Origin of the sequence: Actinomycetospora lemnae (assembly GCF_028737315.1) — a bacterium.
GTDB classification, from domain to species: Bacteria; Actinomycetota; Actinomycetes; order Mycobacteriales; family Pseudonocardiaceae; genus Actinomycetospora; species Actinomycetospora lemnae.
Window position 1 is genome coordinate 618408 of sequence record NZ_JAQZAO010000002.1, and the last position, 20875, is coordinate 639282.

Genomic DNA, 20875 nt, shown 5'->3' on the forward strand with positions numbered 1-20875 from the left:
TCTGCTCGCCAGCACGCAGTGCACGTCAGAGCAGCGGGACGAACGACACCGCCATGAGCCGCTCCTCGCGGCCGTCCGCGAACACGCGGAGCAGGTCGCCGTGGCGGCCGTGGCCGACGGGGCAGACGAGGACGCCGTCGTCGGTGAGCTGCTCGAGCAGCGCGGCGGGCACCTCGCCCTCGGCCATGGCCGCCACGGAGATCGCGTCGAACGGCGCCCGGTCGGGGGCGCCGAGGCGGCCGTCGCCGTGGCGCACCTCGACGGGGTGCCCGGTCGCGGCGAGGGCGGCGCGGGCCGAGGCCGCCAGCGACGGGTGGTACTCGATCGCGACGACCTCGGCGGCGAGGCGCGAGAGCACCGCCGCCGCGTAGCCGCTGCCCGCGCCCACCTCGAGCACGCGCTCGCGGCCCGTGAGCCCGAGCGCCTCGGCCATCGCGGCGACCATCGCCGGCGCCGAGATCGTCTGCCCGCAGGCGATCGGCAGCGGGCCCGACCCGTACGCCTCGTGCGCCCGGTGGGCCGGCACGAACCGGTGGCGCGGCACCGCGGCCATGGCCGCGAGGACCCGCTCGTCGCGGATGCCCTGGCGGCGCAGCTCGGCGACCATCGCGTGGCGGCGCCGCTCGTGGACGCTCATGCGTCGTCCGGGCGCAGTGCCTGCAGGTCGGCGGCGAGCTCCTCGGCGGGCACCGGCAGCACCGTCGGCGGCAGGACGACGGGGCTGCCCAGGCGCCCGGCCTGCGCGCGGCCGACCTTCGCCCGGGCCGGGGTCGTGCGCGCGAGCACCGCCTCGGGGTCGCGCACGCCGATGACGAGCATCCCGCCGCCGCGGGCGGGCAGGACGTCGATCGACCCGAGCTCCGACCAGGGCAGGAAGCCCGCCGCGACGATCGACCCGCCGTCGTCGATGCCCTCGGCGGTGGCGACGAGCAGCGGGCGCGAGCGGACCAGGCGCATCGCCGCCCGCACCGCGCCGATCCCGAAGAAGACGACGAGCACGACGCCGACGACGTCGCTCGCCGTCCCGCCTCCGAGCACCAGCCACACACCCGCGGCGAGCCCGACGACGGCGGTCGCGAGCGCCACGGCGGGCGCGGTGCGGGGCGCGCGGACCTCGAGGCGGCCGGGCTCACGGACGACGTCGCTCATGCGCACCACCGCTTGTGCTCCGCGCGCACGTCGCGGTCGGCGACGGCCGCCACGCCGGCGGCCCGAGCGCGCGCGACCGTCCGGGCCGTCGTGTCCGCGTCGGCGACCCCGCCGGGCAGCCACACCGCGCCCGCCCCGGCCGCGGCGGCCTCGTCGACGACCGCGTCCCAGGCCTCCGGCGCGCGGAAGACGACGACGAGGTCCGGGGTGGGGACGTCGGCGAGGGTCGGGGCGCAGAGCCGGCCGAGCGTCTCGACGACGTGCGGGTTGACGAGGTCGACCGTCCACGCCGTGCGGTCGAGCAGGTAGGCGGCGATGCGGAAGCTGGGGCGGGTGAAGCGGTCGGAGACGCCGACGACCGCGACGCGCTGGACCTTGCCCAGCAGCGCACCGACGGCCTCGTCGCTCTCCACGCCGTCATCCTCCCGCACCCTCGTGAGCACTTTCGCCGCCCATGGCCGTGGAAAGTGCTCACGAGAGGGAGAACTTGCGCCGGGGACGAGGGGCGCCCAAGGTCGGACGGTGGCCACGGTCGACCTGCCCTCCCCGCGCACGCGCCCGCAGAGCCCTCCGTCGGGCCCCGAGGAGGCGCTGGCCCGGGACCTCGCCGCGCGGGTCGACGGCGAGGTCCGCTTCGACGCCGGCTCGCGCGCCGCCTACGCGGTCGACGCCTCGAACTACCGCCAGGTCCCGATCGGCGTCGTCGTCCCGCGCACGATCGACGCCGGCGTCGCCGCGCTCGCGGTGTGCCGCGAGCACGACGTGCCGGTGCTGTCCCGCGGCGGCGGCACGAGCCTCGCCGGCCAGTGCTGCAACGCCGCGGTGGTGATCGACTGGTCGAAGTACTGCACCCGGATCGTCTCGGTGGACGAGCAGCAGCGCACCTGCGTCGTCGAGCCCGGCATCAAGCTCGACGACCTCAACGCCGCCCTGCCCGGCCGCCTCATCTACGGCCCGAAGCCCGCGACGCACGTCAGCTGCACGCTCGGCGGGATGATCGGCAACAACTCCTGCGGATCGACCGCGCAGGTGTTCGGCAAGGTCGCCGACAACGTCCGGCGCCTCGAGGTGCTCACCTACGACGGCCTGCGGATGTGGGTGGGGCCGACCTCGGCGGAGGAGTACGCGGCGATCCAGGCCGCCGGCGGGCGCCGCGCGGAGATCTATCGGGGCCTGCGGGCGATCGCCGAGGACCACGCGCAGCTCGTCGCCGAGCGCTTCCCCGACATCCCGCGGCGCGTCTCGGGCTACAACCTCGACGACCTCGTGCCCGGCTCGTCCTTCGACCTCGCCAAGGCGCTGGTCGGGTCGGAGTCGACGCTGGTCACGGTGCTGCACGCCGAGCTCGACCTCGTCACCGAGGCGCCCGAGACCGCGCTGGTGGTGCTCGGGTTCGACGACGTCGTCGCCGCCGCGCGCTCCGTCGACACGATCCTCCCCCACGCCCCGCACTTCCTGGAGTGCATCGACCGCAACATCGTCGAGTTCGAGCGGGCCAAGGGCGTGCACCAGCGGGCGATGGCCGCGATGCCCGCGGGCCACAGCTGGCTGATGGCCCAGATGCGCGACGACGACGCCGGCCGGGCCCAGGAACGCGCGCGGGCCCTGGCCGCCGAACTGGAGGGGACCTGCTCCGTCCTCACCGTCACCGACCGCGCCGAGCAGGCCGAGCTCTTCGCGATCCGCGAGTCGGCGCTGGCGGTGTCCGCCCGCGATCCGCGCACCGGGATCGACAACTACGAGGGCTGGGAGGACGCGGCCCTGCCCACCGACCGGCTCGCCGACTACCTGGCCGAGTGGGTCGCGCTCGTCGACGAGTACGGGTTCACCGAGGGCACCGCGATCTACGGGCACTTCGGGCACGGCTGCATCCACACGCGCATCCCGTTCGACCTCGGCTCGCCCGCCGGGATCGCGGCCTACCGGTCGTTCATGGAGCGCTCGGCGGACCTGTGCGTGAAGTACGGCGGGTCGCTCTCGGGCGAGCACGGCGACGGCCAGTCCCGCGGCGAGCTGCTCGAGCGCATGTACGGCCCCGAGCTCGTGCACGCGTTCGAGTCGGTGAAGGCGGTGTTCGACCCGCGCAACCGGATGAACCCCGGCAAGGTCGTGCACCCCTACCGCCTCGACGAGCACCTGCACGTCGGCGCCGACTACGACCCCGCCGACCCGCCGTCGGCGTTCGCCTACCCGTCCGACGACGGCCGCTTCACCCGCGCGATCGAGCGCTGCATCGGCGTGGGGCGCTGCCGGCGCACCGAGGGCGACGTCATGTGCCCCTCGTACCGGGTCACCGGCGAGGAGCACCACTCCACCCGCGGACGCTCGCGGCTGCTGTGGGAGATGCTGCGCGGCCACGCCGACTCGCCCATCCACGACGGCTGGCGCTCGACCGAGGTCCGCGACGCCCTCGACCTGTGCCTGGCGTGCAAGGGCTGCCTGTCCGACTGCCCGGTCAACGTCGACATGGCCACCTACAAGGCCGAGTTCCTGCACCACCATTACGAGGGCCGGCCGTGGCGCCGCCCGCGCTCGCACCTGTCGATGGGCTGGCTGCCCGCCATCGCCCGCGTCGCGTCGCCGCTGGCACCGCTGGTCAACCGCCTGACGTCGTCCCGGGCCGCGGGCCTGCTCAAGCGCGCCGGCGGCATCGATGCCCGCCGCACGATCCCGACGTTCGCCACCCCGCGGTTCTCGCACTGGTACCGCGCCCGCGGGCCGTTCCCGCAGGGCGGCACGGCGACGCGCGGCGAGGTGCTGCTCTGGCCGGACACGTTCACCGAGTTCCTGCACCCGCGGGCCGGCGCCGACGCGGTGCGGGTGCTGGAGGCCGCGGGGTTCCGGGTGCGACTGCCGGGAGACGTGGCGCAGCGGAGCTCGACCCGGGGAAAGCCGCAGGAGCTGTGCTGCGGGCTGACGTGGGTGACGACGGGCCAGCTCGACGTCGCGAAGCGCGTGCTCGGGCGGACGCTCGACGCGCTGGCCCCGGCGGTGGGCCAGGGCATGCCGATCGTCGGCCTCGAGCCCAGCTGCACCGCAGTCTTCACCGACGACGCCCCGAACCTCCTGCCCGGCCCGCGTGCGGAGGCGATCGCGGCGGCGACGACGACGCTGGGCCGCCTGCTCGCCGAGCGCGCCCCCGACTGGACGCCGCCCGGGCTCGCCGGCCGCGACGTCATCGTCCAGCAGCACTGCCACCAGCACGCCACCGGTGGCTACGGCGCGGAGACGGCGGTGCTGGCGCGAGCGGGCGCCGAGGTGGAGGTCCTCGACTCGGGCTGCTGCGGGCTCGCGGGCAACTTCGGGTTCGAGGAGGGGCACTACGAGGTGTCGGTGGCGTGCGGCGAGCAGGTGCTGCTCCCCCGCGTCCGCGGGGCCGCCGAGGACACCGCGGTGGTCGCCGACGGGTTCTCCTGCCGCACCCAGATCGACCAGCTCACCACCCGCCGCGGCGACCACCTCGCCTCGCTGCTCGCCTCGGGGCTCCCTCCGGAGGACCTCCCCTGGCCCGGCTGAGCGGCCGGACGGAGCCTGGCGGGCGTCCCCGGCACCCGCGACGATGACGTCGGGGACCGTGTCACGCACCACGGGGGGCGACGATGGCGATCGCGGTGGAGACCACCTTCCACGGGGTCTCGCTGACCACGTACGACGACCTGCTCCGGCGTCTGGAGTTCCGCCGCGGCGGCGACTCCGAACCCGGCTGCCTGTTCCACTACACGGTCCCGACCGACGACGGGTTCCGCGGCGTGGACGTGTGGGAGTCGGCCGAGGCGTTCGACCGGTTCGTCGGTGGGCGGCTCGCCCCGGTCCTCGAGCACCTCGGGATCGACCGCCCCGAGGTCACGATGGCCGAGGTCCACAACTACCTGATCGCCCCGCCGGACCGCCGCGACCCTTCGTGAGCGATCTTCGGTGCTGTAGCACCGAAGATCGCTCACATGAGTCGGACGGCGGCATCGATGCGGTCCAGGGCCTCGGCGAGGACGGGGCGGGCCATGGCGATGTTGAGCCGCATGCCGCCGCGGCCGGCCTCGCCGCACGCCGCGCCGTCGGTCATGACCACGCCCGCCTCGCGGGTGAAGAACGCCGACGGGGGCTCGTCCAGCCCCAGCCCGCGGGCGTCGAGCCACGCCAGGTAGGTGCCGTCGGGGACCGTCACGTCGATGCCGGGCAGGTCGGCCGCGGCGAGCAGGGCGCGGTTCCCGTCGAGGTAGGCGAGCACGTCGTCGAGCCAGCCGCGCGCGTCGCGGTACGCCGCGGTCGTCGCCAGCACGCCGGGGGTCGCGGTGCCGTGCTCGGCGAGGTAGCCGGTCGCCGTCCAGTGCTCGGCGTCGGCGGCGTCGGACAGGATGACCTGCCCGCACTTCAGCCCCGGGGTGTTCCACGCCTTCGACGCCGAGGTCGCGGTGATCGTGTGCCCCGCGGCCGCGGCGGACGTCGTCGCGTAGGGCCGGTGGCGCGCGCCCGAGAACGTCAGCGGCGCGTGGATCTCGTCGGCGAACACCCGCGCCCCGTGCCGCTCGACGACCTCGGCCACCGCGGCGAGCTCGTCGGCGTCGAACACCCGCCCGGTCGGGTTGTGCGGGTTCGTCAGCACCAGCAGGCCCGCCCCGTCGGCGAAACCGCGGTCGATCGCGTCGAGGTCGAGCACCAACCGCCCGCCGGACCGCGCCATCGGCACCTGCACGAGCGGCCGGTCGAGCATCGCCGGCACCGTGAGGAACGGCATGTACGCCGGGGTCGGCAGCAGGATCGCGCTGCCCGGGCGCGTGAAGTGCCGGACCGTCGCCGTAAACGCGGTCAGCACGTCGGGCACCGGGCGCACCCACGCGGGGTCTGGCGTCCACCCGAACCGGTCGCCCCAGAACGCCGAGGTCGCGGCCGCCATGTCGGCCACCCAGTCGTCGGGCAGGTAGCCGAACCGCGACCCGTCGGCGCTCGCCCGCACCGCGTCCGCCACCGCGTCGGCCACCGGGTAGTCCATCTCGGCGACGAACGCCCCGATCAGGCCCGACCGACCGTGCCCGTGCCACTCCCCCGGCGTCGACCACTTCCACGACCCGCCGGCCCGCATGTGCTCGGCGGTGAGGGCGTCGAACCGGTGCGCCGTGTCCGTCACCTCAGCGACTGTCCTCGCCGATCTTGTGCACGCGCAGCAGGTTGGTCTTGCCGACCGTGCCGGGTGGCGAGCCGGAGACGATGACGACGAGCTCGCCCGCCGCGAAGCGCCCGATCTCCAGGAGGCACGCGTCGACCTGGCGGATCATCGCGTCGGTGGTGTCGGCCCAGTCCACGAGGAACGTCTCCACCCCCCAGCTCAGCGAGAGCTGGCTGCGGACCTCGGGGATCGGGGTGAACGCCAGCACCGGCAGGCGGGTGTGCAGCCGCGCGAGGCGGCGCACCGTGTCGCCGGTGCGCGTGAACGCCACCAGCGCGCGGGCGTTGAGCCGCTCCCCGATGTCGCGCGCCGCCGTGGTCACCACGCCCCGCTGGGTGCGCGGCACGTGCTGGATCGGCGGCACCGACGCCGGCCCGACCTCGACCGCCGCGACGATGCGGGCCATCGTCGACACCGTCTCGATCGGGTAGGAGCCGACGCTCGTCTCGCCGGAGAGCATCACCGCGTCGGCGCCGTCGAGCACCGCGTTGGCGACGTCGGACGCCTCGGCGCGCGTCGGCCGGAAGTTGTGGATCATCGACTCGAGCATCTGGGTGGCGACAACCACCGGCTTGGCGTTCTCGCGTGCGATCTGCACCGCGCGCTTCTGCACCAGCGGGACGTCCTCCAGCGCCAGCTCGACGCCCAGGTCGCCGCGGGCGACCATGATCGCGTCGAAGGCCAGCACGATCGCCTCGAGCGCGTCGACGGCCTCGGGCTTCTCCAGCTTGGCGATCACCGGCAGGCGGGCGCCGTACTCGTCCATGATCTTGTGGACCAGCTCGGCGTCGGCGGGCGAGCGCACGAACGACAGCGCGATCATGTCGACGCGCAGCCCGAGCGCGAAGCGCAGGTCGGCCTCGTCCTTGTCGCTCATCGCCGGCACGGACACCGCGGTGTTGGGCAGCGAGATGCCCTTGTGGTCGGAGACCTTGCCGCCCTCGACCACGCGGGCGACGACGTCGCGACCCTCCACCGCGGTGACCTCGAGGGCCACGTTGCCGTCGTCGACCAGCAGGGACTCGCCGACGCGGCAGTCGTCGGCGAGGCCGGAGTAGGTGGTGGAGACCCGGTCGTGGGTGCCCTCGACGTCCTCGGTGGTGATGCGCACCGTCTCGCCGGTCGCCCACATCTGCGGGCCGTCGGCGAACGTCCCCAGCCGGATCTTCGGGCCCTGGAGGTCGGCGAGGATGCCGACCGCGCGGCCCTCGGCGTCCGCCGCCTCGCGGACGAGCCGGTAGATGCGTTCGTGCTCGGCGTGCGTGCCGTGGCTGAAGTTGAGCCGGGCCACGTCCATCCCGGCGCGGACGAGGTCGCGGATGGCCTCCGGGGTGGAGGTCGCGGGCCCCAGCGTGCACACGATCTTGGCTCGTCGGCTCACGGTCCCATGCTAGCCAGCACTGCACCGATCCAGCAGCGCTCCGGCGGACCCGGAGCCGACGGGCGGGCGTCCGACTACGGTGAGCCGATGAGCGCGGCGGCGGATCCCCCGGGTCCCGACGACCCGGGACCCGCCGTCGCCGCGGGCCCGCCACGCGACATCGGCGACCTCCCCGGCGGTGTCACCGGCGGCAGCACCGTCGACCGCGGACCGTCTCCTGTCGTGACCCCGGCGCGGCGCTGGGAGGTCCCGGTCGCCCTGGAGATCGCCAGCGGCCTGGCCTGGCGGGTGCTGCTGCTCGCTGCGGCGGGCTACGCGGTCCTCTACGTCATGGGCCTGCTGCAGGCGGTGCTCATCCCGGTGGTGCTCGCGGTCATCGCCGCCTCCCTGCTCGCGCCGGAGGCGCACGCGCTGTCGCGGCGCTTCGGTCCCGTGCCGCACGCGCTCGCGACGGCGCTGGTCCTCTTCGCCGGCATCGCGATCGTCGGCGGCGTCTTCTACGGCGTCGTGCTCGCCTTCATCTCCGGCCTGCCCGACCTCACGACCCAGCTCACCGCGAGCCTCACCGGCATCCAGCAGTGGCTGCGCACTGGACCGCTCGGGCTCAACAACGAGCAGTTCACGGCGATCGGCAACCAGGCCATCGCCTACCTCCAGTCCAGCCAGGCGACGCTCGCCACCAGCGCGCTCGGCGCCGTCGGCACGGTCGGCGAGCTGTTCACCGAGATGCTGCTGACGCTGTTCACGCTGATCTTCCTCGTCTACGACGGCGGCATCGTCTGGCGCTTCGTGCTGTCCGGGGTCCCGAAGGCGGCGCGCGACCGGGCCGACGTCGCCGGCCGCCGCGCCTTCGCCTCCCTCGTCGGCTACACCCGGGCGACGGTCCTCGTCGCGGCCGCCGACGCGATCACCGCCGGCGTCGGCCTCTGGCTCATCGGGGTGCCCCTGGCCGTCCCCCTCGCCGCGCTGATCTTCTTCGGCGCCTTCGTCCCGACCCTCGGCGCCGTCGTCACCGGTGTCGTCGCGGTGCTCGTCGCCCTGGTCAGCGGTGGGCTGACCGACGCCCTGCTCGTCGTCCTGCTGCTGCTGCTCGTGCAGAACATCGAGGGCTACATCCTCCAGCCCCTCCTGCTCGGGCGGTCGATCAAGCTGCACCCGCTCGCCGTCGTGCTGCCGATCGCGTGCGGCCTGGTCCTCGCCGGCATCCCCGGCGCGCTGCTCGCGGTGCCGCTGGTGACGGTGCTCGACTCCGGCATCCGCTCGCTGGTCCGGCCCTCGGACGGCGAGGTCGACCCGGCGACGGTCAACCCGCTCGACCCGCACTCGGCCCGCCCCGAGTGGCTCGCGACCGGGTCCTCGCCCTCGCGGCTGCGGGGACGCCTCTCCGGCCTCATCCGCCGACGCACCTCCTGAGTCGCCGGCGGGACCCTCAGCTCGCCGAGGTCACGCGGTAGACGTCGTAGACGCCCTCGACGTTGCGGACGGCCTTGAGCACGTGCCCGAGGTGCTTGGGGTCGCCCATCTCGAACGAGAAGCGGCTGACCGCCACGCGGTCGCGGGACGTGGTCACCGACGCCGAGAGGATGTTGACCTTCTCGTCGGCGAGGACCTTGGTGATGTCGGAGAGCAGGCGGTGCCGGTCGAGCGCCTCGGCCTGGATCGCGACGAGGAACAGCGCGCTCGAGGACGACGCCCAGTGGACGTTGACCAGCCGCTCGGGCTCGCTGCGCAGCTCGTCGGCGTTGGTGCAGTCGGTGCGGTGGACGCTGACCCCGCCGCCGCGGGTGACGAAGCCGAGGATGCCGTCGCCCGGGACCGGCGTGCAGCACCGCGCGAGCTTGATCCAGACGTCGGAGGAGTCGTCGGCGTCCTCCATGTCGTCGATGACGACGCCGACGTCGCCGGTCCCGCGGCGGCGCTGGACGGTCGAGGGCGTCGCGCGGTCGGCGAGCTCCTCCTCGTTCTGCTCCACCCCGCCGAGCAGGGCGACGAGGCGCTGCACGACGTGGCGGGCCGAGACGTGGTGCTCGCCGACGGCGGCGTACAGGGACGAGACGTCCTGGTAGCGCAGCTCGTGGGCCAGCGCGGTCATCGAGTCGGCGGAGACGAGGCGCTGCAGCGGCAGGCCGGTGCGCCGCGCCTCGCGCGTGATCGCCTCCTTGCCGCCCTCGATCGCCTCCTCGCGGCGCTCCTTGGCGAACCACTGCTTGATCTTCTGCTTGGCCCGCGGCGAGGCGACGAACGACAGCCAGTCGCGCGACGGCCCGGCGCCCTCGGCCTTCGAGGTGAAGATCTCGACGACCTCGCCGTTCTCGAGCTCGCGCTCGAGCGCGACGAGGCGGCCGTTGACGCGGCTGCCGATGCACTTGTTGCCGACCTCGGTGTGCACGGCGTAGGCGAAGTCGACCGGCGTCGACCCGCTGGGCAGCGTGATGACGTCGCCCTTGGGCGTGAAGACGAAGATCTCGCGGGTCGCGAGGTCGTAGCGCAGGGACTCGAGGAACTCGCCGGGGTCCGCGGCCTCGCGCTGCCAGTCGAGCAGCTGGCGCATCCAGGCCATCTCGTCGAGCTCGAGGGTGCCGTCCCCGGCCGAGCCGTTCTTGTGCGCGCCCTTGGTCTCCTTGTACCGCCAGTGCGCGGCGATGCCGTACTCGGCGGTGCGGTGCATCTCGTGGGTGCGGATCTGCACCTCGAGCGGCTGCCCGTCCGGCCCGATCACCGTGGTGTGCAGCGACTGGTAGACGCCGAAGCGCGGCTGGGCGATGTAGTCCTTGAACCGCCCGGGCATCGGCTGCCACAGCGCGTGGACCATGCCCATCGCGGCGTAGCAGTCGCGGACGTCCTCGACGAGCACCCGCACGCCCACCAGGTCGTGGATGTCGTCGAAGTCCTTCCCCTTGACGATCATCTTCTGGTAGATCGAGTAGTAGTGCTTCGGTCGGCCGAGCACCTCGGCCTTCACCCGCGCCTCGGTGAGCTGCCCGGAGACCTCGTCGATCACCGTGCGCAGGTAGGTGTCGCGGCTCGGCGCGCGGTCGGCCACCAGGCGCACGATCTCGTCGTAGCGCTTGGGGTGCAGGATCGCGAACGCGAGGTCCTCGAGCTCCCACTTGACCGTCGACATCCCCAGCCGGTGGGCCAGGGGCGCGAGCACCTCGAGGGTCTCGCGGGCCTTCTTGGCCTGCTTCTCGGGCTTGAGGAAGCGCATCGTGCGCATGTTGTGCAGCCGGTCGGCCAGCTTGATGACGAGCACGCGCGGGTCGCGCGCCATCGCCACGACCATCTTGCGGATCGTCTCGGCCTCGGCGGCCGCGCCGAGCTGGACCTTGTCGAGCTTGGTGACGCCGTCGACGAGGTGGGCCACCTCGGCGCCGAAGTCCGCCGAGAGCTTGTCCAGCGAGTAGTCGGTGTCCTCGACGGTGTCGTGCAGCAGGGCCGCGACCAGCGTCGTCGTGTCCATCCCGAGCTCGCCGAGGATGGTGGCGACGGCCAGCGGGTGGGTGATGTAGGGGTCCCCGCTCTTGCGCATCTGGCCGTCGTGGAAGCGCTCGGCCGTGTCGTAGGCGCGCTGCAGCGTGGCCATGTCCGCCGACGGGTGCAGCTCGCGGTGCACCGCGGCCAGCGGCTCGAGCACCGGCTTGACCGCGCCGGAGCGCTGGGCGGTGATGCGCCGCGCGATGCGGGCGCGGACGCGGCGGGTGGCCGACGGCGGGCGCGTGGGGCTGATCGGCCGCGCGGGCGAGAGGCCGGCGGCGTCGAGGACGGCGTCCTCGGAGGCGGAGGACACGTCGGCGGGACCGGAGCCGGTGCTCGTGGCGGGTGGGGAGCCCGGCCCGGTGGACAGCGGCGTGCCCGCGGCGTCGACGTCCTGGCTCACGCGTCGTCCCCTCTCCTCCGGCCGGTCCGTCGCACTCCTGTGCCGGCACGCCCGGAATCCATCCAGGGTATCTCCGCACGGGCGACGTGTCCGGACGGTCGGGGCCCGATCGGGCCATCGGTCGCCCACGATCGGTACGCGTGGGCCGCGGCGGCCGCCACGGTCGGGGCGGCGCCCGCACTGCGACGGACGGTCCGACGGCCGTCGGTCACGGCGCGGGGAGCGGGTCGGCGGTCACGAGGGGCGCCCTCCGTCCGGCGGCGCGGGCTGCGACCGGCGGCGCGGCGGTGTGCGCTCAGCGGGCGAGCAGGGTGTGAACGGGGCGGTCGCCCAGCCGCGCGCGCCCGCCGAGGGCGGGCAGCTCGAGCACCATGGAGATCGCCGCGACCTCCGCGCCCGCGCCCTCGACCAGCTCGGACGCGGCGGCCGCGGTGCCGCCGGTGGCGAGCACGTCGTCCACCAGCAGGGCCCGCTCGCCCGGGCGCAGCACGTCCGCGGGGAGCTCGAGGGTCGCCGAGCCGTACTCGAGCTCGTAGGACCGGCGCGCGGCCACCACCGGGAGCTTGCCCTGCTTGCGCACCGCCACGACGCCCACGCCGAGCGCGTGCGCCACCGCCGCCCCGAGCAGGAAGCCGCGCGCCTCGATGCCCACGACGACGTCGACGGCGTGCTCGCCCGCCCCGGCGCTCGCGGCGAGCAGGCGGGTGGTCGCGGCGAGCCCGGCGCCGTCGGCGAGCAGGGCCGACAGGTCCCAGAACCGGATGCCCGGCGTCGGGAAGTCCGGGACGTCGCGCAGGAGCCCGGCGACGACGCCCAGATCGGTGCCGGAGTCGGTGCCGGTGTCCGTGCCGGGGGCCTTCACCGGCGCCGCTTGCCCGACGGCCGGCCGGCCTTGCCCGCGGGACGCGCACCCGGACGCGGCGCGCCCGCCCCGGCGGCGGCCCGGCTGCCGGCGCTCCCCGTGCGGGGGGTGCCCGACCGGCCCGCCCCGGCCGCGGCGACCTCGCGGGTGTCGAGGACGTCGGTGCTGGGGCCCGACGTGCCCGAGGCGGCCGACCCGTCGCCGTCGCCCGCGGGCGCCGCGGCCTTGCGCGCGGCCTTGGCCCGGCGCGCCGCGACCTTCTCGGCCTGCGCGGCCCAGCGCTTGTCGCGCATCGCGAGGTCCACGACGATCGGCGTCGCGAGCAGCACCGACGACGCCGCCCCGACGATGGTGCCGACGAGCTGGACCAGCGCCAGGTCGCCGAGCACGCCGACGCCGAGCAGCACCACGCCGATGACGAAGAGCCCGATCAGCGGGAGCGCGGCGATGAGCGAGGTGTTCAGCGACCGCATGAGGGTCTGGTTGACCGCGAGGTTCGCGGCCTCGGCGTAGGTGCGCCGCGTGAGCCCGAGCAGGCCGCGGGTGTTCTCGCGGACCTTGTCGAACACCACGACCGTGTCGTAGAGCGAGAACCCGAGGATGGTCAGCAGGCCGATGACCGTGGCGGGCGAGACCTCGAAGCCGACCAGCGAGTACACGCCGGCGGTGATGATGATGTCGTTGGCCAGCGCCACGAGGGCGGCGAACGCCATGCGTCTCTCGAAGTAGAACGAGAGGTAGATCGTCACCAGGACGAGGAACACCGCGAGCGCGATCAGCGCCTGCTGCGTGATCTCCCCGCCCCAGCTCGCGCTGACCGCGCTGTCGGAGATCGCGTTCGGGTCGGGCGCCCCGGTGACGCCGAGCGGCTGGAACCGGTCGAACAGCGCCTCCCGCAGCGCCACGACCTGCGCGATGTCGAGGCGCTCGGAGCGGATGATGATCGTCGACGTCGCGCCCTGGCCGGCGCTCTGCACCGTCGTGGCCGGGAAGCCCAGCGTCTGCTGGTAGGTCTCCTCGACCTGGGCGGTCTCGATGGGCCCGTTCGCCCCCGTGGCGGGCAGCTGGACGCTCGTGCCGCCCTCGAAGTCGATGCCGAAGTTGAAGCCCCGGATGACCATCGACAGGATGCAGATGATCAAGGCCGCGCCGAAGACCGCGTACCAGGTCTTCGACCGCCCGACGATGTCCAGCCCGCCGTTGCCGCGGTAGAGCGCGTCGAGCCGGCTGCGCCGGCGGGGCGTGCCCGCTGCGGGCGCCTCGGCGGTGTCGTCGACGGGCTCGTCCCGTGCGTCGTCGAGGTCGGCGTCCTCGTCGCGGTCGGCGAGGTCGTCGCGGTCCAGGTCGTCGAGGCGCTCGCCGCCGACCGGCTCGCCCGTCCCGCTGTGGAACTGCGGGCGGCGGCCGGTGGGTCCCGTGGAGTGGGTCATCGGTCACCCCCGCGCTGCGTGCGGCTGCGGGCGGTGCCCGCGCCTGCCCGGGCGCCGGCGCGCGACGAGGCAGCGCCGGACGAGCCCGACGTGCCCGGCCGGCCCGCCGGTCGTCGCCCGCCCGTACGGGGTGGGCCGGAGCCGGACCGGGGCGCGTGGCGCACCACCTCCCCGAGCCCGGACCAGGCCGGGCTCGCGAACAGGCGGGAGTTCGACGCGAGGGCGAGCAGGGGGTGCGTCACGAGGAACACCACGACGAGGTCGAGGACGGTGGACATGCCCAGGGTGAAGGCGAAGCCCTTGACCTGGCCGACCGCGAGGACGTAGAGCACGACGGCCGCGAGGAAGCTGACCGCGTCGCCGGACAGGATCGTCCGGCGCGCCCGCACCCAGCCCCGGGGCACCGCGGACCGGAAACTCCGCCCTTCCCGGACCTCGTCCTTGATCCGTTCGAAGAAGATGACGAACGAGTCCGCCGTGATGCCGATGGCCACGATGAACCCGGCGACGCCGGCGAGGTCGAGGGTGAAGCCGATCCCGCGCCCGAGCAGCACGAGCACGGCGTAGACGACGAGCCCGGACAGGATGAGCGACAGGATCGTCAGCACGCCGAGGGCGCGGTAGTAGAACAGCGAGTAGAGGAACACCAGCGCGAGGCCGACGACGCCCGCGATGAGCCCGGCCTGCAGCGAGGCGAGACCCAGGGTCGCCGACACGGTCTGCGCCTCGGACACGTCGAACGACAGCGGCAGCGAGCCGTAGCGCAGCACGTTGGCGAAGTCGGTGGCCGAGCCCTGGTTGAAGTTGCCCGAGATCTGCGCGTTGCCGTCGAGCAGCGGCTGCACGATCCGCAGGGCCGAGACGACCTGCGAGTCGAGCACCACCGCGTTCGAGTTGTTGACGTTCGCGCTGGTGTAGTCGGCCCAGGTGCCCGCGGCCTCGGACTTGAACGCGAGGTTGATGACCCAGCCGACGCCCTGCGGGTTCGGGTTCGGCGTCGCGCTGGCGACGTCGGTGCCCGAGAGGATCGCCGGGCCGAGCAGGTACTTCTCGGTGCCCTCGCGGTTGCAGGTGACCAGCGGCTTCGTCGGGTCGTCGTAGCCGCGCAGCGGGTCCTCGACGGCGCAGTCCAGCGCCAGCGCCGCCTGCTCCTGGACCGCCGGGTCCTCGCTCTGGCGGGTCGCCTTGGCCTCGGCGATGGCCTGGGCCTGGCGCGGGTCCTGCGACGTGCCGCCGCCGGCGACACCGCCCCCGGGCGGCGGCGTCGGCACGGGCGGCTGCTCCGGCGCGGCGATCGGGGCGCTCTGCCCGCCCGGCGTCTGGCCGGGTGTGCCGGCGCCGGTCGCGCCGCCGGGTGTCGCCGCGCCCTCGGCCGGGGGCGCGCCCGGCTGGCCCGGCTGCCCGGGCTGGCCGGGCTGCTGCGCCGGGATCGGGCCGCCGATCACCGGGCGGAAGTACAGCCGCGCGGTCTGCCCCAGCGACCGGGCCTGGTCGCCCTCCTGGCCGGGCACGGTGATGACCAGGTTGTTGCCGTCCTGCACGACCTCGGCACCGCTCACCCCGAGGCCGTTGACGCGCTGGTCGATGATCGTGCGCGCCAGGTTGAGCTGGTCGGGCGTCGGCGCCGCACCGGTCTCGGTGCGCGCCGTCAGCGTCACCCGCGTGCCGCCCTGGAGGTCGATGCCGAGCTTCGGCGTCGGCGACCCGTCCCCGGTGAAGAACACCAGCCCGTACAGCGCGGCCACGATCACCACGAAGGCGGCGAGGTAGCGCCCAGGTGAGAAGCGCACGGTCGGAGGGGCCACGCTGCGTTGCTCCAGGAGGTCGGGTGGGGTCAGCCGGGGAGGGGCTCGACGCGAGGGTAGGCGCCGGGCCCGACGCTCCCCGCGCCGCCCCGCCCGCTACACGTCGTGCGCAGCGTCAGGACGAGCGCGGCGAGGAGACGTTGTCCGTCGTGTCCGACTTGGTGTCCGTCGTGGGGTGCGCGGGGTCCTTCCGGTCCGCCGTCGGCGTGCCGTCGACGACCGGGGTGGACTCGGTGGGCACCGACGACTCGGGCAGCGCGTCGGCGGCGTCGGCCGCGTCACCGTCGACGTCGACCACGGCCTCCTCGGCCACGAGCTTCTCGCGCACCGCCGCGCGCAGCCACGTGGTGACGACGTCCGGCGCGATCTCCAGGTCGATGGTGCGCTCGTCGTCGACGTCGACCACCGTGCCGCTGATGCCGGACGTCATGACGACGACGTCGCCGACGTGCAGGCTGTTCTGCAGGTCCTTCTGCTGGTTCTCCTGCTTCTTGCGCTGCCGGCTGGACATGAACACCAGACCGATCATGAACAGGATGAGCAGGGGGAAGATCAGGTCCATCGTTCTCCGATCACCGGGCGGGCGCGTACGTCTCGCACCCCGCACTGTCCGATTCCGAGTCTGCCAGCTCAGGCGAACAGGGTCCCCTGGCCCCGGTCGTCATCGCTCCGGTCGGCGGGCGGCTCCTGCCCCAGGTGGCGCCACGCCGCGGGCGTCGCGACACGCCCACGTGGCGTCCGGGCGAGCATCCCGGCGCGCACGAGGTAGGGCTCGCACACCTCCTCGACCGTGCCGGGCTCCTCCCCCACGGCCACCGCGAGCGTCGACACCCCGACCGGTCCCCCGCCGAACGAGCGCACCAGCGCGCCGAGGACGGCCCGGTCGAGCCGGTCGAGACCCAGCTCGTCGACGTCGTACACGGCGAGCGCCGAGCGGGCGACCTCGCGGGTGACCGCCCCGTCGGCGCGCACCTCGGCGTAGTCGCGCACCCGACGCAGCAGGCGGTTGGCGATGCGCGGCGTGCCCCGCGACCGGCCGGCGATCTCGCGGGCGCCGTCGGGGCGCAGGTCGACCTCGAGGATGCGGGCGCTGCGCGTCAGCACCTGCTCGAGGTCGCTGGGCTCGTAGAACTCCATGTGCGCGGTGAAGCCGAAGCGGTCGCGCAGCGGGCCGGTGAGCGCGCCGGCACGGGTCGTCGCCCCCACCAGCGTGAACGGGGCGACGTCCAGCGGGATCGACGTCGCCCCCGGGCCCTTGCCGACGACGACGTCGACCCGGAAGTCCTCCATCGCGAGGTAGAGCATCTCCTCGGCGGGCCGGGCCATGCGGTGGATCTCGTCGATGAACAGGACGTCGCCCTCGAGCAGGTTCGACAGCATCGCCGCGAGGTCGCCCGCGCGTTCGAGCGCCGGCCCCGAGGTGATGCGGACGGCGCTGCCGAGCTCGTGGCCGATGATCATCGCGAGGCTCGTCTTGCCGAGCCCGGGCGGGCCGGAGAGCAGCACGTGGTCCGGCGGGCGGCCGCGGCGCAGCGCGCCCTGGAGCACGAGGTCGAGCTGCTCGCGCACCCGGGGCTGGCCGATGAACTCCCCCAGCCGGGCGGGGCGCAGGCGGTTCTCGAGGTCGCTCTCGCCGTCCTCGACCGTGGCGTCGAGGGCGCGCTGGAGGCTGCCCTCGACGTCGTGGTCGTTCACCGCGCCGGCCCGAGGCGCGACAGCGCGGCCCGGAGCACGGCCGAGGAGTCCGAGGTGCCGTTGCTGCTGCCGTTGCCGCTGCCGTTGCCGCCCAGCACCTCGTCGACGGCCTTCTCCGCGGGCTTGGCGGCGAAGCCGAGGCCGACCAGCGCCTCGACGACCTGGTCGCGCAGGGTGCCGGCGGCGACCGGGCTGCTCGCCACCTCGCCGTCGGTGCCGGCGGGGCCGGGCGGGGCGACCTTGTCCCGCAGCTCGACGACCAGCCGCTCGGCACCCTTGCGCCCAATGCCCGGCACGCTCATCAGCGTCGTGAGGTTGCCGTCGGCGAGCGCGTGGCTCAGCGCCGCGGGGTCGAGCACCGCCAGCGTCGCGAGCGCGACCCGCGGCCCCACGCCCGACACCGTCTGCAGCAGCAGGAACATCTCGCGCTCGGCGGCGTCGGCGAACCCGTAGAGCGTCAGCGAGTCCTCCCGGACCACCAGCGCGGTGTCGAGACGCGCCTGCTGACCGCGGCGCAGGCGGGCGAGCGTCCCCGGCGTGGCCTGCACGGCCAGCCCCACCCCGCCGACCTCCACCACGGCGTGGTCGAGCCCGACCGCCAGGACCTCCCCCCGCACCGACGAGATCACCGCACGACCCTCCGGTCCTCCCCGACGAACATGCGTTCGAAGGCTACCGGCCACCCCCGACGCTCCCGCGGACCGCCGCGCCCGGGCTCCCCCGTCGGGCAAGGGGCCACGGTGCCCGGTCCGACGGGCGTGGGAGAGCCGACGGCGCCCCTCGGCGTCGTCACGCCAGGAGGAACTCCGCCAGCACCGGCGCCAGCACGGCGGGGAGCACGACGTGCGCCTGGTCGGGCAGGGTGCGGCGCTCCGCGCTCGGGACCGCGGCGGCGACGGCGTCGACGCCGGTGCGCACCCACGCCGGGCTCGCGCCCCCGTCGAGGGCGAGCAGCGGGACGGCGAGGCCGGCGAGCCGAGTGACGGGCACCGGCCCGCGCGCGACGAGGGCGACGTCGCACGGCAACGAGGGGGCCAGGGCCACGGTGCGCGCCCAGAACGGGGTGGTGCGCAGGCGCGCGACCGGGGCGGGTGCGGCCGCCGGGAAGCCGTCGAGGAACGCGGCCGCGGCGTCGTCGTGCCGGCCCTCGCGCAGCGCGGACAGCACGGCGTCGGCGAGCGCCCGACGCGGAGCGGCATCGTCGTCGCCGCCACCCCAGGGCGGCTCGTGCGCGACGACCCGGGCCGCCGGCACGCCCCGCATCACCGCCTCGAGCACGAGGACCGCGCCGGCCGAGTGGCCGTAGTGCGCGGGGGTGCCCCCGGCGTGGGCGACGACGGCGGCGAGGTCGGCGACCTCCGCGGCGACCAGGTCCTCGCCGTCCGGGCCCCCGGCGTCCACCGACGGGTCGGGCGCGCCGCCGCTGTCGCCCCGGCCGCGGCGGTCCCAGAGGTGGACGGTCGCGCGGTCGGCGAGGGTCTCGGCGAGCAGCCGCACGCTCGCCCGGTCCTGCAGCGCGCCGGTGGTCAGCACGAGGGGCGGGCCCGCGCCCAGCGTCTCGACCGCGAGCCGGGTGCCGTCCGCCGACGTGACGTGCGCGAGCGTCACCGGGCGGCGCGACGCGCGGCGGCGAGGCGGGCGCGGTGGTGCTTGGCGACCTCGGCGGCGCGGGCCTCGGCCTCCGCCATGCGCGCGATCATCGGCGCGCGCCAGCAGTGGCACACGGCGAGCGCGAGGGCGTCGGCGGCGTCGGCCGGTCGCGGGGCGGTCTCCAGCGCGAGCACGCGGGTGACCATCGTCGTCACCTGCTCCTTGCCCGCGCGCCCCGAGCCCGTCACCGCGGCCTTGACCTCGCTGGGCGTGTGGAACGCCACCGGCAGCCCCGCGCGGCCCGCCACCAGCGCCACGACCCCGCCGACCTGGGCCGTGCCCATCACCGTGCGCACGTTGTGCTGGGCGAACACCCGCTCCACCGCGACGACGTCGGGACGGTGCTCCGCGATCCACGCCTCGACGACGTCCGCGACGGCGCCCAGGCGCGCGGCGACGTCCGCCTCGGGCGGGGTGCGGACGACGTCGACGGCCACGGCGCGCACCGCCCGCCCGCCGCCACCCTCGACCACGCCCAGACCGCACCGGGTCAGCCCGGGGTCGACGCCCAGCACCCGCATGGGCTCCGACGCTACGCGGCGCCCGGCCCGCGACCCGGCCCTCGGCCCCCGGACCGGCGTGTCCCGGTGATCACGGGCGCCCTCACGCACCCGCCGGGGCTCCCGACGTCCGTGACATCGCCCCTGATCATCGACCGGCGACGGCGGGATCGGCATGCTGGCCCGCGCCGGCGCCACCCGCGAGGAGGACCCACCGTGACCACCAGCCCCACCGAGGAGCCCCGCCCGCCGTTCCCGCCGTTCGACGAGGAGTCGGCGCGGGCCAAGGTGCTCGCCGCGGAGAACGCGTGGAACACGCGCGACCCCGAGAAGGTCGCGCTCGCGTACACGGTGGACACGGTCTGGCGCAATCGCGACGAGTGGGTCACCGGCCGGCAGGAGGTCGTCGACTTCCTGACCCGCAAGTGGGAGCGCGAGCGGGACTACGTGCTGCGCAAGTCGCTGTGGACCTACGGCGGCCACCGCATCGCCGTGCGCTTCCAGTACGAGTGCCGCGACGCCGCCGGGCAGTGGTGGCGCTGCTACGGCAACGAGAACTGGGAGTTCGCCGACAACGGGCTCATGGCCCGGCGCGAGGCGAGCATCAACGACGTCCGCATCGCCGAGGAGGAGCGCCGGCTGCACGGCCCGCGCCCCGACGGGGACACGAGCGAGATCCCGATCTAGGGGCGCTCGGGCCGTGGCCCCGGGTCGTCGTGCCGGAAGGTCACGCTGACCCGCGGACCGGCCCCCGGCCACTTCGGCACCGTGTGCTGCCACTCGTGCTGGCAGCGCCCGCCCATGACCAGGAGGTCGCCCCCGGCCACGGTCAGCCGCGTCGACGCGCCCCCGCCGATGGGCCGCAGCCCGAAGCGCCGCGGCGCGCCCAGCGAGACGATGGCGACGATCGGTGCCGCGTGGGTGAAGCGCACGCGGTCGCCGTGCCAGGCCACCGAGTCGTCGCCGTGGCGGTAGTAGTTGCAGCCGACGCGGTCGAACCGCACGCCGTAGCGCTCCGAGAGCGCCGCGGCGACGAGGGGCATCGGGTCGGGCGCCTCGTGGATGCGCCACCCGCAGGTGAGCCGCGGCTCCATGACGGTCCCGGATCGTCCACTGGCTGGGTCGTACATGCGACGCCGGCGCTGGTCCCACGGCGCCTCGGCGACGATCGTGTCGAACCACGCGTCCGCCCCGGTGATCCAGGCGGGGGCCAGGTCGACCCACGAGCGATCGTCGAGGACGATGCGGCGCGGCACGACCGTCGGGTCCACGCCCGGGCCCTCGGCGCTCTCGCCCCCGCCGAAGAGCGAGGGCGTCCATGCTGCGGTCATCGCCGCCCAGTAGAACACATGTTCGAGCTCTCCA

Annotated in this window: 19 protein-coding genes; 4 read left to right on the forward strand and 15 right to left on the reverse strand. The window is 74.8% G+C overall.

What is annotated here, in order from left to right:
* Window positions 1-25 precede the first annotated feature (25 nt).
* Genes PGB27_RS06605 through PGB27_RS06615 form a run of 3 tightly spaced genes read right to left on the reverse strand, consistent with a single transcriptional unit; the run spans window position 26 to window position 1562 of the window.
* Window positions 26-637, reverse strand: coding sequence for a protein-L-isoaspartate(D-aspartate) O-methyltransferase (locus PGB27_RS06605; protein WP_274199543.1), 612 nt, complete (start codon window positions 635-637; stop codon window positions 26-28).
* Window positions 634-1149 carry an STM3941 family protein gene (locus tag PGB27_RS06610; protein ID WP_274199544.1) on the reverse strand — a complete coding sequence of 172 codons (516 nt, stop codon included), beginning with the start codon at window positions 1147-1149 and terminating at the stop codon, window positions 634-636. The genes PGB27_RS06605 and PGB27_RS06610 overlap by 4 nt, the downstream gene beginning before the upstream one ends.
* Window positions 1146-1562 carry a CoA-binding protein gene (locus PGB27_RS06615; protein WP_274199545.1) on the reverse strand — a complete coding sequence of 139 codons (417 nt, stop codon included), beginning with the start codon at window positions 1560-1562 and terminating at the stop codon, window positions 1146-1148. Before PGB27_RS06615 ends, PGB27_RS06610 begins: the two co-directional genes overlap by 4 nt.
* Window positions 1563-1671: 109 nt before the next feature.
* On the opposite strand from PGB27_RS06615, the gene PGB27_RS06620 reads away from it, so the two are divergent.
* Both PGB27_RS06620 and PGB27_RS06625 read left to right on the forward strand, forming a co-directional pair.
* Window positions 1672-4665, forward strand: coding sequence for an FAD-binding and (Fe-S)-binding domain-containing protein (locus PGB27_RS06620; protein ID WP_274199546.1), 2994 nt, complete (start codon window positions 1672-1674; stop codon window positions 4663-4665).
* 83 nt (window positions 4666-4748) lie between these two features.
* Window positions 4749-5054: an antibiotic biosynthesis monooxygenase family protein gene (locus PGB27_RS06625; protein WP_274199547.1), complete on the forward strand. Its 306-nt coding sequence runs from the start codon at window positions 4749-4751 to the stop codon at window positions 5052-5054.
* Between the two features lie 32 nt (window positions 5055-5086).
* On the opposite strand, the gene PGB27_RS06630 is transcribed toward PGB27_RS06625, so the two are convergent.
* Together PGB27_RS06630 and pyk are read right to left on the reverse strand one after the other, a co-directional pair.
* The gene (locus PGB27_RS06630; RefSeq protein WP_274199548.1) at window positions 5087-6271 is read right to left on the reverse strand and encodes a MalY/PatB family protein; all 1185 of its coding nucleotides are present in this window, start codon (window positions 6269-6271) and stop codon (window positions 5087-5089) included.
* Between the two features lies 1 nt (window position 6272).
* The gene (pyk, locus tag PGB27_RS06635; protein ID WP_274199549.1) at window positions 6273-7691 is read right to left on the reverse strand and encodes a pyruvate kinase; all 1419 of its coding nucleotides are present in this window, start codon (window positions 7689-7691) and stop codon (window positions 6273-6275) included.
* 87 nt (window positions 7692-7778) lie between these two features.
* Between pyk and PGB27_RS06640 the strand changes: the two genes are divergently transcribed.
* Window positions 7779-9104, forward strand: a complete 1326-nt coding sequence (locus PGB27_RS06640; RefSeq protein ID WP_274199550.1) for an AI-2E family transporter — start codon at window positions 7779-7781, stop codon at window positions 9102-9104.
* 16 nt (window positions 9105-9120) lie between these two features.
* Here the strand turns inward: PGB27_RS06640 and PGB27_RS06645 are convergent, their stop codons facing one another.
* From PGB27_RS06645 to PGB27_RS06685, 9 genes are all read right to left on the reverse strand, one after another.
* Complete coding sequence (locus PGB27_RS06645) at window positions 9121-11418, reverse strand: RelA/SpoT family protein (protein WP_274199632.1); 2298 nt, start codon at window positions 11416-11418, stop codon at window positions 9121-9123.
* A gap of 445 nt (window positions 11419-11863) precedes the next feature.
* Entirely contained in the window at window positions 11864-12430 is a 567-nt protein-coding gene (locus tag PGB27_RS06650) for an adenine phosphoribosyltransferase (RefSeq protein WP_274199551.1), read from the reverse strand.
* Window positions 12427-13860: a protein translocase subunit SecF gene (secF, locus tag PGB27_RS06655; RefSeq protein ID WP_274199552.1), complete on the reverse strand. Its 1434-nt coding sequence runs from the start codon at window positions 13858-13860 to the stop codon at window positions 12427-12429. The genes PGB27_RS06650 and secF overlap by 4 nt, the downstream gene beginning before the upstream one ends.
* Complete coding sequence (gene secD, locus PGB27_RS06660; RefSeq protein ID WP_274199553.1) at window positions 13857-15665, reverse strand: protein translocase subunit SecD; 1809 nt, start codon at window positions 15663-15665, stop codon at window positions 13857-13859. The genes secF and secD overlap by 4 nt, the downstream gene beginning before the upstream one ends.
* Before the next feature lie 115 nt (window positions 15666-15780).
* Window positions 15781-16227, reverse strand: a complete 447-nt coding sequence (yajC, locus tag PGB27_RS06665; RefSeq protein ID WP_274199554.1) for a preprotein translocase subunit YajC — start codon at window positions 16225-16227, stop codon at window positions 15781-15783.
* 68 nt (window positions 16228-16295) lie between these two features.
* Window positions 16296-17360, reverse strand: coding sequence for a Holliday junction branch migration DNA helicase RuvB (gene ruvB, locus PGB27_RS06670; protein WP_274199555.1), 1065 nt, complete (start codon window positions 17358-17360; stop codon window positions 16296-16298).
* Window positions 17357-17989, reverse strand: a complete 633-nt coding sequence (gene ruvA / locus PGB27_RS06675; protein ID WP_274199556.1) for a Holliday junction branch migration protein RuvA — start codon at window positions 17987-17989, stop codon at window positions 17357-17359. The genes ruvB and ruvA overlap by 4 nt, the downstream gene beginning before the upstream one ends.
* 160 nt (window positions 17990-18149) lie before the next feature.
* Entirely contained in the window at window positions 18150-18968 is an 819-nt protein-coding gene (locus PGB27_RS06680; RefSeq protein WP_274199557.1) for an alpha/beta fold hydrolase, read from the reverse strand.
* Window positions 18965-19531 carry a crossover junction endodeoxyribonuclease RuvC gene (locus tag PGB27_RS06685; RefSeq protein ID WP_274199558.1) on the reverse strand — a complete coding sequence of 189 codons (567 nt, stop codon included), beginning with the start codon at window positions 19529-19531 and terminating at the stop codon, window positions 18965-18967. Before PGB27_RS06685 ends, PGB27_RS06680 begins: the two co-directional genes overlap by 4 nt.
* A gap of 195 nt (window positions 19532-19726) precedes the next feature.
* On the opposite strand from PGB27_RS06685, the gene PGB27_RS06690 reads away from it, so the two are divergent.
* Window positions 19727-20197 (forward strand): nuclear transport factor 2 family protein, encoded by a 471-nt coding sequence (locus tag PGB27_RS06690; protein WP_274199559.1) that lies wholly within the window; start codon window positions 19727-19729, stop codon window positions 20195-20197.
* On the opposite strand, the gene PGB27_RS06695 is transcribed toward PGB27_RS06690, so the two are convergent.
* Window positions 20194-20841: an alpha-ketoglutarate-dependent dioxygenase AlkB gene (locus PGB27_RS06695; RefSeq protein ID WP_274199560.1), complete on the reverse strand. Its 648-nt coding sequence runs from the start codon at window positions 20839-20841 to the stop codon at window positions 20194-20196. The genes PGB27_RS06690 and PGB27_RS06695 overlap by 4 nt on opposite strands.
* Window positions 20842-20875 lie beyond the last annotated feature (34 nt).

What these genes read in the sequence shown, in the direction of transcription:
- PGB27_RS06610 (WP_274199544.1), bottom strand. Translation starts at nt 1,149, where the DNA reads ATGAGCGACGTCGTCCGTGAGCCCGGCCGCCTCGAGGTCCGCGCGCCC.
- PGB27_RS06640 (WP_274199550.1), top strand. Translation starts at nt 7,779, where the DNA reads ATGAGCGCGGCGGCGGATCCCCCGGGTCCCGACGACCCGGGACCCGCC.
- PGB27_RS06625 (WP_274199547.1), top strand. Translation starts at nt 4,749, where the DNA reads ATGGCGATCGCGGTGGAGACCACCTTCCACGGGGTCTCGCTGACCACG.
- yajC (WP_274199554.1), bottom strand. Translation starts at nt 16,227, where the DNA reads ATGGACCTGATCTTCCCCCTGCTCATCCTGTTCATGATCGGTCTGGTG.
- PGB27_RS06695 (WP_274199560.1), bottom strand. Translation starts at nt 20,841, where the DNA reads ATGACCGCAGCATGGACGCCCTCGCTCTTCGGCGGGGGCGAGAGCGCC.
- PGB27_RS06685 (WP_274199558.1), bottom strand. Translation starts at nt 19,531, where the DNA reads ATGCGGGTGCTGGGCGTCGACCCCGGGCTGACCCGGTGCGGTCTGGGC.
- PGB27_RS06605 (WP_274199543.1), bottom strand. Translation starts at nt 637, where the DNA reads ATGAGCGTCCACGAGCGGCGCCGCCACGCGATGGTCGCCGAGCTGCGC.
- secF (WP_274199552.1), bottom strand. Translation starts at nt 13,860, where the DNA reads ATGACCCACTCCACGGGACCCACCGGCCGCCGCCCGCAGTTCCACAGC.